This window comes from Sporolactobacillus kofuensis, assembly GCF_024125425.1.
In the GTDB taxonomy this organism is placed as follows: domain Bacteria; phylum Bacillota; class Bacilli; order Bacillales; family Sporolactobacillaceae; genus Sporolactobacillus; species Sporolactobacillus kofuensis.
In genome coordinates, this window is the sequence record NZ_JAMXWN010000011.1 from 67,597 (window position 1) to 81,283 (window position 13,687).

Annotated in this window: 12 protein-coding genes and 1 tRNA gene; 11 read left to right on the forward strand and 2 right to left on the reverse strand. The window is 42.6% G+C overall.

From position 1 onward, the window contains the following. The first annotated feature begins 132 nt into the window (after nt 1-132). The 6 genes from NIE32_RS10115 to NIE32_RS10140 all read left to right on the forward strand — a co-directional run bounded on the left by NIE32_RS10115 (nt 133) and on the right by NIE32_RS10140 (nt 6,178). Nucleotides 133-1,638, forward strand: a complete 1,506-nt coding sequence (locus NIE32_RS10115) for a tetratricopeptide repeat protein (RefSeq protein ID WP_253076772.1) — start codon at nt 133-135, stop codon at nt 1,636-1,638. A gap of 133 nt (nt 1,639-1,771) precedes the next feature. After that, nucleotides 1,772-2,722, forward strand: a complete 951-nt coding sequence (trxB, locus tag NIE32_RS10120) for a thioredoxin-disulfide reductase (protein WP_354327313.1) — start codon at nt 1,772-1,774, stop codon at nt 2,720-2,722. A gap of 384 nt (nt 2,723-3,106) precedes the next feature. Further along, nucleotides 3,107-3,973, forward strand: a complete 867-nt coding sequence (gene rapZ, locus NIE32_RS10125) for an RNase adapter RapZ (RefSeq protein ID WP_253076811.1) — start codon at nt 3,107-3,109, stop codon at nt 3,971-3,973. 4 nt (nt 3,974-3,977) lie between these two features. Next, nucleotides 3,978-4,940: a gluconeogenesis factor YvcK family protein gene (locus NIE32_RS10130; RefSeq protein WP_253076773.1), complete on the forward strand. Its 963-nt coding sequence runs from the start codon at nt 3,978-3,980 to the stop codon at nt 4,938-4,940. Nucleotides 4,941-4,957: 17 nt separating this feature from the next. Continuing rightward, nucleotides 4,958-5,890 (forward strand): DNA-binding protein WhiA, encoded by a 933-nt coding sequence (whiA, locus tag NIE32_RS10135; protein ID WP_253076774.1) that lies wholly within the window; start codon nt 4,958-4,960, stop codon nt 5,888-5,890. A 30-nt stretch (nt 5,891-5,920) separates the two neighbouring features. Then, nucleotides 5,921-6,178, forward strand: a complete 258-nt coding sequence (locus tag NIE32_RS10140; protein ID WP_253076775.1) for an HPr family phosphocarrier protein — start codon at nt 5,921-5,923, stop codon at nt 6,176-6,178. Between the two features lie 80 nt (nt 6,179-6,258). Here NIE32_RS10140 and clpP read toward each other — a convergent pair whose 3' ends face one another. Together clpP and NIE32_RS10150 are read right to left on the reverse strand one after the other, a co-directional pair. Beyond that, nucleotides 6,259-6,843, reverse strand: a complete 585-nt coding sequence (clpP, locus tag NIE32_RS10145) for an ATP-dependent Clp endopeptidase proteolytic subunit ClpP (RefSeq protein WP_253076776.1) — start codon at nt 6,841-6,843, stop codon at nt 6,259-6,261. Nucleotides 6,844-7,089: 246 nt separating this feature from the next. Next, nucleotides 7,090-7,162: transfer RNA gene (locus tag NIE32_RS10150), tRNA-Arg, on the reverse strand. A 304-nt stretch (nt 7,163-7,466) separates the two neighbouring features. Between NIE32_RS10150 and NIE32_RS10155 the strand changes: the two genes are divergently transcribed. The 5 genes from NIE32_RS10155 to gap all read left to right on the forward strand — a co-directional run bounded on the left by NIE32_RS10155 (nt 7,467) and on the right by gap (nt 13,550). Continuing rightward, nucleotides 7,467-8,063 carry a CotD family spore coat protein gene (locus NIE32_RS10155; protein WP_253076777.1) on the forward strand — a complete coding sequence of 199 codons (597 nt, stop codon included), beginning with the start codon at nt 7,467-7,469 and terminating at the stop codon, nt 8,061-8,063. A gap of 393 nt (nt 8,064-8,456) precedes the next feature. Continuing rightward, nucleotides 8,457-9,398, forward strand: coding sequence for a magnesium transporter CorA family protein (locus NIE32_RS10160; RefSeq protein WP_253076778.1), 942 nt, complete (start codon nt 8,457-8,459; stop codon nt 9,396-9,398). Between the two features lie 403 nt (nt 9,399-9,801). Beyond that, nucleotides 9,802-11,109, forward strand: coding sequence for an RNA polymerase factor sigma-54 (gene rpoN / locus NIE32_RS10165; RefSeq protein WP_253076779.1), 1,308 nt, complete (start codon nt 9,802-9,804; stop codon nt 11,107-11,109). Nucleotides 11,110-11,492: 383 nt separating this feature from the next. Continuing rightward, complete coding sequence (locus NIE32_RS10170) at nt 11,493-12,527, forward strand: sugar-binding transcriptional regulator (RefSeq protein WP_253076780.1); 1,035 nt, start codon at nt 11,493-11,495, stop codon at nt 12,525-12,527. 15 nt (nt 12,528-12,542) lie between these two features. Beyond that, nucleotides 12,543-13,550 carry a type I glyceraldehyde-3-phosphate dehydrogenase gene (gene gap / locus NIE32_RS10175; RefSeq protein WP_253076781.1) on the forward strand — a complete coding sequence of 336 codons (1,008 nt, stop codon included), beginning with the start codon at nt 12,543-12,545 and terminating at the stop codon, nt 13,548-13,550. The last annotated feature ends 137 nt before the right edge of the window (nt 13,551-13,687 follow it).

A 13,687-nucleotide genomic window follows, 5' to 3' on the forward strand; every position in this document is an offset into this window, starting at 1 on the left:
CATGAAGCATGTCATATGGGGAGAAGTGCAAATGGACTGCATGGAACATGCTGGTTATGGCGATTGAGCACGACAATTATGATATACTAATTCAAGGATAATTAAAAAGTTGTACGGGGGATTAAGGATTTTATGGAGGAGAGTAATCGGACAAAAAAAGCGCATATCATCGATTTTCATTGTGACGGCGACTTTTTTTATCAGAAGGGGATGCACTATTTTCAGTCGGGGGATCTTGAGCGTGCAAGCAAATATATAGATCGAGCGATCAAGTTCAAACCGAATGAAGTTGACTATCTCTGCCAACAGGCGGAAATTTTATCTGAGCTAGAAGAATACGAATCTTCTATTCGTTTGCTCAAGAAAGTCGTTTATGAATTAGACTCGAAATTAACGGATTGTTATTTCTTTATGGCGAATAATTATGCATATCTTGGTGAATTTGAAGAAGCAATTAATGAAATTCAGACATACCTCACACTTGAACCAAATGGAGTGTATAAGCGTGAAGCTCAGGAATTATTTCAAATGCTCCATTCGGAAATGAAGGAATTTGAAGAAGAGGATTCGGAATACATTACTGTGCATGAGCGTGGACGATTGGCCCTGGAGCACGGTCATTTCGAGGAGGCTGTTCATTTTTTTAAACAGGTCATTGAAGACGAGCCTGATTTCTTAGCCGCGCAGAATAATCTGTCTATTGCTTACTTCTCTATGGAGGAGACGGATCGAGCTCTGAACATAGCAAATCGGGTGCTTGAAAAAGATCCGGGCAATATTCACACACTGTGCAATTTAGCCACATTCTATGATCAGTTGAATGATCGTGAACAGCTGCAATCTGTTGTTGAACGACTGGATCTGATCTATCCGTTCTATGCGGAACATTGCGGGAAACTCGGGTCAACATACCTCTTTATCGGGGATTACCAGAAGGCTTATCACTGGTTGCGTATTGCCCAGAGGCGCGGCGCTCATCAGGATCAGGTCTTTCAATTTTGGATGGCGCTATCCGCGTATCATTGCGGTGATGTGAAGATGGCAAAACAGTGCTGGAAACAGGTAAACTATTTCAGTGATAAGCCTTTCCACCCATTTAAATACAGTAAGATTCAGGATATGTTGTATGAACCTGGTGCAGCGGATAATTTTATGGTGAAAGAATTAATTAATAAAGAAATGTGGGAAGATATGAAAGCATATCAAATCTTTTCACTTTTCTATGCTTCACAACACCATTATCGAACACTATTACAGGATATAACAAAGAGTGGCACCAATACGGAAATGATTCGTATTGCGCTTCGAATGCTTCAAGAATGGGCAACAGATAAATCTGATCAGGGTCTTCAGATTATGCGGGAGGTCGAATCATTAGCAGGTGGTCCAAAGGAAGCGATGAAACATCCGGAACTCTACAGTTTCTGGTCAATTGTTGACACGATTACGCAGTCTGGGGAGACGGATGTCAGGGGTTGGGCAGCTGCTTTGATCTATTTATGGAAAAAGGAATTTGGCGAACCGGTTGCACAAAAGGCGATCGCTTCTCAAGCGGGCACCACACTCTATCGATTACGCAAGCATATTCAAGAATTGTCCGCAGTCCTTGAGAAACAATGGGAAGACTACTCCGAGTGAGCGGGTTTTGAGACATGAGCAATTTTCTGGACTTTATATGCCGCATTCTTTAGCATAGAGATACAGATGACTAGATAATAATAATTCTAATAAAAAAGATTTGTAAAATCGCTAAGGAAGGAATGGATTCCAGGTGGCAGAACAAGAAAAAATTTATGATGTGATTATTGCAGGGGCGGGCCCATCAGGTATGACTGCAGCTGTCTATGCAGCGAGAGCGAATATGTCTGTGCTGATGATTGAACGGGGTATTCCCGGTGGACAAATGGCAAACACAGAAGCAGTTGAGAATTATCCGGGCTTTGAATCAATTCTTGGACCAGATTTATCAAATAAGATGTTTGAACATGCGAAGAAATTTGGTGCGGAATATGCCTATGGAGACATTAAGCAAATTGTGGATGGTCCGGACTATAAGACCATTGATTGCGGCAGCAAACAGTATAAAGCAACGACAGTGATTGTGACTACCGGTGCGGAGTATCGTAAGCTTGGTGTACCAGGCGAGAAGGAATTTGCTGGTCGTGGTGTTTCCTATTGTGCGGTTTGTGATGGTGCCTTTTTCAAAGAAAAGAAGTTGGCCGTCATCGGCGGCGGTGACTCTGCAGTCGAAGAAGGTACGTATTTGACACGCTTTGCATCAAAGGTCACGATTATTCATCGACGCGATCAATTGCGCGCACAAAAGATTCTGCAGAATCGTGCATTTAATAACGAAAAAGTGGATTTCATATGGGATACAACCTGTACAAAGATTAATGGCAAGGATGGCAAAGTCTCCAGCCTAACGCTTGTAAATAAGAACACCGGCGAAGAATCTGACTTCCCTGTGGATGGTGTATTTATTTATGTCGGCATGAATCCACTCACCGCTGCAGTCAAAGATCTTGGCATTGTTGATGACCAAGGATATATCGTTACGAATGAAAAAATGGAAACAAGTATCCCAGGCATATTTGCTGCCGGAGATGTACGGGAGAAAGAACTGCGTCAGATCGTAACTGCTACCGGTGACGGCAGCATCGCAGCAGAAAATGCACAAAAATATGTGGAAAAAATGAAAGATGCTTCAACGGTAAAATAATTAGTGATGTGATTAAATTCGACATGTGACATAAGTAACGAGCCTTTTTTCGCAATGTACTCTGTTTTTTCACATGTGTTTAATCTTCATGTAATCTGGGTGCAATGAAAAAGAGATAAGATAATAATGAATTTGACCCCCCTTTTTATATAGGACATCTTTGACAGCACAGGCAGAAGCTGTGCTGTCTTTTTTTTGTACATAGATGACCAACTGAGGGAACGCATCATTAGCGACAATTATGATGCACGGTCTCCTTATCCCTGTTGTTTTGCACTTCCTGATTGTTTTTATTTCGAGTATACTATTCATGAAGTGATCTAGAATTTGACGAATCAGTTGTCAAATTCAATGAAAAAATGACCGGTGAGGGACGGATGCATGATGAAGGATATTCAAGTAGTGATCATAACTGGAATGTCGGGAGCTGGAAAAACAGTTGCAACCCGAATATTTGAGGACTTGGGTTACTTCTGCATCGATAACTTGCCGCCTACATTGCTTCCTAAATTTATTGACCTGATCGAAGATTCGGATTCGGAAAAATTGAATAAACTTGCATTGGTCATGGATCTTCGTGGTGGAACCTTCTTTGATTCGCTCTTTACATCATTGGATGCATTCAGCAAATCTGAAAGAATTCGACCGAAAATTTTGTTTCTTGATGCGAAGGATGAAACATTGGTGCACCGCTATAAGGAAACACGGCGATCGCACCCTTTGTCGCCTCAAAGCAGGCCGATTGAAGGTATCCGGGAAGAACGTCAGAAACTTGAAGCAGTGAAAGGACTCGCAGGTTTTTACATTGATACAACGGATATGACGCCAAGACAGTTGCGTGACCAAATCGTCAAAAAATTTGCGAGTGAGCGTGAGACGTTCCGTGTCAACCTGCTCTCTTTCGGGTTTAAGCGTGGTCTGCCAATCGATGCTGATCTCGTTTTTGATGTCCGTTTTCTGCCGAATCCATATTATATAAAGCACATGCGTGAGCGCACCGGACTAGATAAAGATGTAGCGGATTATGTGTTACAATGGCCTGAAACGCAGCAATTTCTTAAAAAATTGATGGATCTGCTCCAATTTATGATTCCTCAATATAAACGCGAAGGTAAGGGGCAACTGGTCATTGCTATTGGATGCACAGGTGGGCAGCACAGGTCGGTCGCATTGGCAGAATGGATTGCCAACAAACTTTCTGCAGACTTTCCGACGAATGTAGCGCACAGAGACATTAAGAAAGGAAATTAAACGAATGACAGATCAGAAAAAAGTCGTTGCGATCGGTGGTGGCACCGGACTGCCTGCAGTTTTGAGGGGATTGAAGAAATATCCGGTTGATATCACGGCAATCGTCACTGTTGCTGATGACGGTGGCAGTAGCGGCATGCTCAGAAATGAATTACGTATGCCGCCTCCTGGTGACATCCGTAATGTTCTTGTTTCGCTTTCGGACATCGAACCAATGTTTGAACAGTTGCTCCAACACCGTTTTAAAACCGATAGTGGCTTGAACGGGCACTCGATGGGGAATTTACTGATTGCAGCGTTGACCTCGATAACCGGTGACTTCGTCAAAGGCGTGCGAGAATTAAGCAGAATTTTAAATGTTCACGGACAGGTGCTTCCTGCAGCTGATCAAATGATTATGCTCGGCGCTGTCATGAGTGATGGGAGCATTGTTGAGGGTGAGTCTCATATTCCCGAAGTGAACAAACACATAGAACGTGTCTTCTTGAAACCAGCTGATATTCAACCTTTGCCTGAAAGTGTTCGCGCAATAAGGGACGCTGATCTGATTACTTTTGGTCCCGGCAGTCTCTATACGAGTGTCATTCCAAACCTTTTGGTTCCTGAGCTGGCAGAGGAAATCTATCGTTCTAAAGCTCGAAAAGTCTACGTGTGCAACGTGATGACCCAGAAAGGGGAGACGGATCACTTTACTGCATCACAGCATATTGAAGCGATTCATCGTCATGTTGCACATCCTTTTATTGATACAATTATCGTGAACAGTCGGCCAATTAAAGTGGATCTCCTGAAACGCTATGCCGCAGAGGAAGCAGAACCGGTTCGAATTGACTGGGAAGCGTTAAATGATCTGGGGATTGACGTTATTCATGCACCTTTAATTAAAACAAATGACGGCGTTGTTCGTCATGATGAAGCGGTTGTTGGTCAACTCTTGATGTCACTATTTGCTGAGAAAAAAGTGTAAAGTTGGAGGAATTGCGCATGTCATTTGCCGCAGAAACAAAAAGAGAACTAACATTACTTGAGGTGGATGACTGCTGCGCACGTGCAGAACTTGCAGCACTGACGCGCATGAACGGATTTATCTCGATTCGAAATAAACGGATTGAACTGGACATTGCCACGGAAAATGCAGCAATTTCACGGCGGATCTTCCGACTAATTAAGCAAGCTTACCACTATCAAGTCGAAATTCTTGTTCGTAAAAAAATGCGGCTCAAAAAGAATAATGTCTATATTGTTCGGCTAAAAGAAACCGCGAGACCATTTCTTGAAAACTTAAAAATAATTGATGATAATGGGCAATTTACTCGAGAAATTGCGCAAGATTTGATCCGGAAGGACTGCTGCAAGCGCGCGTATCTTCGTGGTTCTTTTCTTGCCGGCGGTTCCTTAAACCACCCGGAATCCTCCTACCACCTAGAAATTTTCTCTAATTATGAAGAACATACGTATTCTTTGGCTAAACTAATGAATACGTTCAACCTCAATGTGAAGATACTTCCGAGAAAGAACGGGTATATTCTCTATATGAAGGAAGGCGAGAAGATCACTGATTTTCTCAGCATCATTGGCGCAAATAAGGCGCTGTTCTACTTTGAGGATATTCGTATTGTCAAAGATATGCGCAATTCTGTTAATCGTCTCGTGAATTGCGAGACCGCCAATTTGAACAAGACGGTCAGTGCTGCCATGAGACAAATGGAGAATATCCGTTTGATTGAGAAGAGCATCGGCCTTGAAGAATTGCCTGAGAAACTGAGAGAAATTGCGGAGATCCGTCTAAAAAATCCGGATATTACCTTGAAAGAACTCGGTGAAATGGTGAGTGGGGAACCGATTAGTAAATCAGGGATTAACCACCGTTTCCGCAAAATCGATGCGATTGCGAATCGGATTCGTCAAGGGCAATAACAAGAAATCAGAAAGGAGGGCGCATCTTATTTGTTAGCGAAAAAGGTGACTGTCGGACTGAAAAATGGTCTGCAAGCACGTCCTGCTGCACTTTTTGTTGAGAACGCTAATGCCTTTCACGCTCAGCTGATTCTGGAAAAAGATGGCCATAAGGCTAACGGGAAGAGTATTATGGGCGTCATGTGTCTTGCCCCCCGCTATGGAGAACATCTTTTGCTCACAGCGGAAGGTCAGGATGAGCGTGAGGCGCTCGATCAACTTGCTGCGTTTGTGGAGAACAGTTTGTAAAACAGCAAAAAAATGATAACGCTTACTATTAATTTAAAAAAGGAAGAACGGAGATAAACCCCGATCTTCCTTTTTAATTATTATTTTGAAGTGGTCAAAATTTCATCGATCAAGCCGTATTTTTTTGCTTCTTCAGCAGACATGAAGTTGTCTCGATCTGTATCACGAGCAATAACTTCATAAGGCTGACCCGTTCGATCTGCATAAATATGGTTCAACTTCTCGCGAATGCTGATAATGCGTCGCGCATGAATTTCCATATCCGATGCTTGACCTTGCATACCACCCAATGGTTGGTGAATCATGATTTCACTGTTTGGCAATGCATAACGTTTGCCAATTTCACCAGCTGTAAGTAGGAAACTCCCCATCGATGCAGCCATGCCGATACAAATGGTTGAAACTTTTGGTTTGATGTACTGCATTGTATCAAAAATGGCCATTCCGGCTGTAATTGACCCACCTGGGCTATTGATATAAAGCGAAATATCTTTTTCTGAATCCTCAGCTGCCAAGAAGAGCAGCTGTGCTACGACTGCATTGGCCACATTATCATCAATCTGTGTACCGAGCATAATGATGCGGTCTTTCAATAAGCGTGAATAGATGTCATACGCGCGTTCACCGCGGTTTGTCTGCTCAATGACTGTAGGTATTAAAGGCATTGAACGAACCCCCTTTTCCATTGAAAAAGTTATTTTTCCCATTACCAACATCAATAATACATTAATGGTCAATATAGGTCAAATTTAAAGCAAAAATTATAAAAAGTGATCATCGTACAGGTCGTGTGGGTTTGAAATAGCCGCATAAAGGTGACAGCCAAGGCCCAGGTTTAGTCTGGTCTTTCTTATATAATTGTAAAAAACCAAAATTAAAAAGGCCAGCCCTTGGCTGACCTTTTATTGTGATGCGCTCGAAGGGAGTCGAACCCCCGACACATGGTACCGGAAACCATTGCTCTATCCACTGAGCTACGAGCGCATAAAAAAACTTTCTACTGACATTGGTCTATTTTAAGCGATTCGTAACATTTTTGCAAGAACTTTTCGTTGTGAAGTTACTTTTTACAAATAATAAGGATTAAAAATCTGTTACGTAATGTACGTACAACAAATGAACAGTTTAGGATTGGCTGAACCTTTTTTTAATGAAAAGGTTTTATGCATGTTGCCCAAATTTAGGCTGAATGACCAAAAATAGGTATTCTCATTAGGGCAAGGCATCACTTGGACTCATAGGTTATTAGTGTACTTTATTTGAAGAGGAAACGAGGAGGAATAAAACGATGGAGGTTTCACCTTATTCAAGCAGCATGAATCCAGTGCAGTCGGGAGCAAGTGGAAACGTCGGCAATGTTGGGAGTGCCGGTACTATGGGGAACATGGGAAGCATGGGAAACATGGGAAACATGGGAAGCATGGGAAGCATGGGGAACATGGGAAGCATGGAAAGCATGGGAAACATGGGAAACGTTGGTTCTATGAGTACAATGGCCCCAAAACCAGAATCCAAACCGATGAAGAAATGGCCGAGCACGAGCCCGGCTATGGCTGGAAAAGGTAAAGGAATGATGCCGACTGCTCATCAGTCAAAGTCAGGAAAAAGTATGGCTCCAGAAGCGATGGCGGGAAAGACCACCGAGAATACGCTTCACTGTCCACCGACACAAGGCGGAACCATTTATGATCCACAAAGCGTTAACGTTCAACATATTTATAAACCGGTCATTGTGAAGCATATTCATCAAATGCACACGATAAGAAAAACCCATTACATTTATGAGCACCAACATTTCTATCCGCACACCATGTCAGAAACATGCGACGAACGTCACTATGATGTTCAATGCGAGAAACCGTTCTTTCCAAAACCACACTGTTAAGCATTTCTGCAAGTCATTCATGCTTTTCTTAGAGTCTATCGTTTTCAAGCGAGGGCTCTTTTTCTATAAGCAACTTTCAACTCCGAAAATGCGTGGTTTGCAGGTAATCCCTTTCATTGGTTATTGGCGATGATTCATTTGTGTTATCCCTGCGCACCATGTATTATAGAACGTGGCGGCAATCGACACGTACATGTGAGTGTCTCGTGCCAAATTAATCACCCGCTGAAGGAAGTGATCGTTCAATGAGTTCTGACAGTTCGAGTCAAAACCCTGGTCCCAGTCATTGGTATGGGGAAGTTTATATGGCATCAGACCTCCTGAACAAGTCACGGAGTTTTCAGCAGGCAGATTTCTGTGTAGGCTTCCTCTGAATTTAAGAGGAGGTGCACTATGATTGATATTTATTTAACAGATGAACAAGACAGATTAGTAAAAAAAGATGAACTAGCTAAGGGCTGTTGGATTAATTTGACCCGCCCTTCGGAATTCGAAGTGCAGAAAGTGGTTGAAGGAACAGGCATCCCATCGGATTTCATCCGTGATTCTTTGGATGATGATGAACGTTCACGTATTGAAAAAGAAGACGATTCTGTACTAATTATCGTTGATTTTCCAGTACTCGTTCAGGATGAGTCCGACTCTGCACCTTATGATACAATCCCGCTTGGTATTATTGTTACGCCGTTCTATTTTGTCACGGTTTGTCTGCAAAGTAATCCAATTATTGATGATTTTATTAACAATCGCATCCGGAACTTTTTTACTTATAAAAAAACACGGTTTACTTTGCAGATTCTCTATGTGATTGCCCGTTATTATTTAAAATACTTGAAAACGATTGACCGCAGAACTTCGCTAATTGAACGGGAATTGCATGAATCAATGCGAAATAAAGAGTTGTTCAACCTGCTTAGTTTGGAAAAAACACTTGTATACTTCACGACATCACTTAAATCAAATAATATTGTGATGGAGAAAATGACGAAACAACGTTTTCTTCGGATGTATGAAGATGATCAAGATCTGCTCGAGGATGTGATTATCGAGATTAAGCAGGCAATTGAAATGTCGGAAGTGCACAGCAATATCTTAAGCGGTATGATGGATGCGTATGCTTCCGTAATTTCAAACAATGTGAATGTGGTCATGAAATTTTTAACGACCGTAACGATTGTACTCTCGATCCCAACGATGGTCGCAAGTTTCTGGGGCATGAATGTTGATGCAATTCCGTGGGAATACGCGCCGCATGCATTTTGGATACCGATTAGTATCGCATTAGGGCTCGCCGGAATCACTGCATTGTTCTTCTGGAAGAAGAAATATTTTTAACCTAAATAAATAAGCAAGAGAAGAGGGTGTCTCTAAGTCTGTTGACTGTGAGGCACCTTTTCATATGGTCTGTACTAGGACTATGCGCGCAGGTGCGAGACTGTAGCGGGATGTGCTCTGAACTAGCGAGCCAGTGGAGGCCGCTCAGGTTCATGAACCGGATCGCCCGCGGAACGTGAGAAAGCAGTGCGCAGCATCGGTTGGCTCCTCCAATTGGGACAGCTACTTTTTCTACATGATCCCTTTTGAGGCTTAGAAAAAAATGGATGCACGCCCCTTAAATAGAATAACGAACATCTTTTAATCTTGTTCAAGTTACATAATTCACCATAAATCGATAATGAAAGCGTAGTCATTTTATCCATTCATTGTTATACTATTAATTGTAAGGAGGTGTAGCGAAATGGGCCTGTCTCTTGTACAAAGACAATCATTGAAATTGAAAATGGCACCTGCATTATATCAATCTGTGGCTGTTCTTCAATGTAACAACGAAGAATTATCAACATATCTTCATGAAAAAGCGTTGGAGAACCCCTTATTGCATGTTGAAAGCGGTAAGGATTCAAATGCTTATTACACGTCGGTGGGTAATGAAACGAAGAGTACATCGGATGTGATTGAAGAAACAGCTACAGCCTCAGTTGATTTTCGTGAATTACTTCATCATGATTTACATCAGTTAAATCTTGATCGAGATATAATTAAGGCGGCTGATTTGCTGATTGATTCATTAAATGAGCGTGGATTTCTCGATGAGGAACCAAGTGACATTTTTGAACACTTCGGTTATGAAAAAGTAGCTCCTCTTGAAGCACTAAAAGTGGTTCAATCCCTAGAACCTGCCGGGGTTGGTGCCCGCTCGCTCACCGAATGTCTTTGCCTGCAATTGCAGAGAGCTGAGCCACGGTGCATGCTTGCAGAAACTATATTAAATGATTATCGCGATTGCTTGATGAGCGGAGATTTTGGAGAACTTGCATCGATTCTTGGTATTGAAGAAGATGTAGTTCGGGACGCTATTGAATGCATTCGAAAATTGAATCCCTATCCTATTGCTGATATACAGGACGAACCTGTTCACTATATTATTCCGGATGTGATGATTACAAAGAAGGAAAACCACCTTGTCTGCCAACTTGAAGATCAATATCTTCCCACCATTTCGGTAAATAGTGAAGACTACAACACTTATATGTTGACTGCGGATGCTGAAACGAAACGTTATCTGCGTGAGAAATACGAGGAAGCGGAGTGGTTGGTATCCGGTGTTTCAAGACGAAAACAGACGTTGATGAAATTGGCCGAATTATTAATGCATGAACAAGAAGCATATTTTCGATCAGGGAGTCGTGAAACATTACGTCCGTTCACAATGAAGCAAGCTGCGAAGCTTCTCTCTGTTCATGAGTCAACGATTAGTCGAACGGCTGCGGGAAAGTACATTCAAACCAGTTATGGATTATCTCAAATGAAAGACTTTTTTGTGCGACCGGTTCAGCCGAGACAGAACGCTCTGTCGGCATTCCAAATTCAATTTGAAATTAAACGGCTTGTTGCAAAAGAAGACCGAAAGAAACCACTGTCCGATCAATCACTTTCCAAACTATTGGAACAGTCAGGAATTCGGTGTTCAAGACGTGCAGTGACGAAATATCGTCAGGCATGTGGGATTGGTTCAACAATTGATCGAAGAATAGCACAAATTTAATCCGTAAGGGACGCAATAGGTCCCAAACAAAGGAAGCTTGGTAAAGTTTACAACGCTTTCTTTTGTTTTGTTTTGTCGAATATGGGTATACTTCTCTTGAACAAAAAAATACAGGAGGAGTATTGGAAATGTGGCAAGCGATGCATGGAAAAGTAACAGTTTTCTAAATTTGCAGATAGTTTACACTCGATAAAACCGCATTGTATCAACATCTATTAAGAATGTGACAATTTTGCGTCAGTAATAGATCCTTAACAAACATTTACATGTTTATGCTTGTAAACGCTGATGAAAGTTGCTATCATAATACATGGAGCAGATGGGACATAAAATGACTGTGTGGGACATTTTGAGACCTATTTAGGTCGATCGAGGGGGACGCTGTGGAACATTTGCTTGATCTTCAGAAAAAGCTGATCCCGGATGTCTTAGACATAATGTCCAGTCGCTACCGTATTCTTCAATCCTTACATTTTCTGCAACCGATTGGCAGACGAAGCCTGTCATCCCATCTGGGCATGACTGAGCGTGTTTTGCGCGGCGAAGTTACATTTCTCAGCCAGCAAGGGCTTATCCAAATGGCGTCAAGCGGCATGTATCTGACGGAAAACGGAGAAGCTATTGTTGTGGCTCTGGGTACTGTGATGAAGAATATTTCCGGATTGAAGAACATGGAAAAGCAATTGGAAGAAGTTCTCGGCGTTTCCAAAGTTGTCATTGTCTCTGGTGACAGTGATCAGTACGCAACGGTCAAGAATGAGATGGGGCTGGCCTGCGTCAAGGAAATCGAACGTGCACTGGGCGCTGATAATATCATTGCGGTAACCGGAGGATCGACTCTTGCGGCTGCTGCAGAGATGATGCATCCGCTCAGGAGGACACATCAGGATCTCCTGTTTGTGTCGGCGAGAGGCGGACTTGGCGAAAAGGTCGAAAATCAAGCGAACACGATCTGCGCTAAAATGGCGGAAAAAGCTGAAGGACGATATCATCTGCTCCACGTTCCCGATCAGCTCAGTGATGATTCCTATCATAGCTTGATGGAAGAGCCCAGTATTCATCGGGTCATGCAGCATGTTCACCATGCCACAATTATTGTGCACGGTATTGGAGATGCGAAAACAATGGCGATTCGTCGCCATTCCGGTGAAGACTTTCTCAAAAGAGTTGACACGGAGCATGCTGTGGCCGAAGCTTTTGGCTATTTCTTTGATCAGACAGGTCGTGTGATCCATAAGGTTCAAACAATTGGCTTACAATGGGAGGATCTTTTTGGCGCACGGTCAGTGATTGCCGTAGCTGGGGGCAAGTCTAAGGCTGAGGCAATTCAGGCTTATTTTAAGAAAGGTCCGGATTCCGTACTAATTACGGATGAAGGTGCAGCACAACAGATTTTAAAAAATTTCCAAACCATTTAGGAGGTCATTATTGTTATGACAGTTAAAGTTGGTATTAACGGTTTCGGACGTATCGGTCGTCTTGCTTTCAGAAGAATTCAGGATGTTCCAGAATTGGAAGTTGTAGCGGTTAACGACCTTACAGATCCTGCAATGCTTGCAAACCTGCTTAAATATGATACAACTCAAGGACGTTTCAACGGCGAAGTTAAAGTTGAAGAAGGCTACTTCGTAGTTAACGGCAAAAAAGTTAAGGTTCTCTCACAACGTGACCCAGCTGAATTGCCATGGGGCGAACTCGGCGTTGACATCGTTCTCGAATGCACAGGCTTCTTTACTTCTAAAGACAAGGCTGAAGCACACCTCAAAGGCGGCGCAAAGAAAGTTGTTATTTCCGCTCCTGCAAAGGGTGATATGAAGACAATCGTGTTCAACACGAACAACGATACACTTGATGGTACTGAAACAGTTATCTCCGGTGCTTCATGTACAACAAACTCTTTGGCTCCTATGGCTAAAGTACTTAACGATAAATTCGGTATTGAAAAAGGCTTGATGACTACGGTTCACGCTTACACAGGCGACCAGATGACTCTTGACGGCCCACACAGAGGCGGCGATCTTCGTCGTGCCCGTGCAGCTGCTGAAAACATCACTCCTGCATCAACTGGTGCTGCTAAAGCAATCGCTCTTGTTATTCCTGACCTGAAAGGAAAACTCGACGGTTCTGCACAACGTGTTCCAGTTAAATCTGGTTCAACAACACTCTTGTACACAACGCTTAGCAAGAACGTTACGGTTGAAGAAGTTAACGAAGCAATGAAAGCAGCTTCTAACGAATCTTTCGGTTACAACGAAGATCCGATCGTTTCTTCTGATATCATCGGCATTACTTACGGCTCTCTGTTTGACGCAACTCAGACGAAGATCATCGAAGTTGGCGGCAAACAATTAGTTGAGACTGTTGCTTGGTACGACAACGAAATGTCTTATACTTCACAGCTTGTTCGTACTCTTGAATACTTCGCAAAACTTGCAAAATAAGGATTGCCTAACTTTTTGAATAGAATTTGAATAGCGGAAACCTTAGTTGTTTCCGCTTTTTTAACGAATACTGTTCTTGTCAGCATGGCTAGGGACTGCAGCCTGACGCTTGTTGCTGATGAGATATCGTGGAAAGA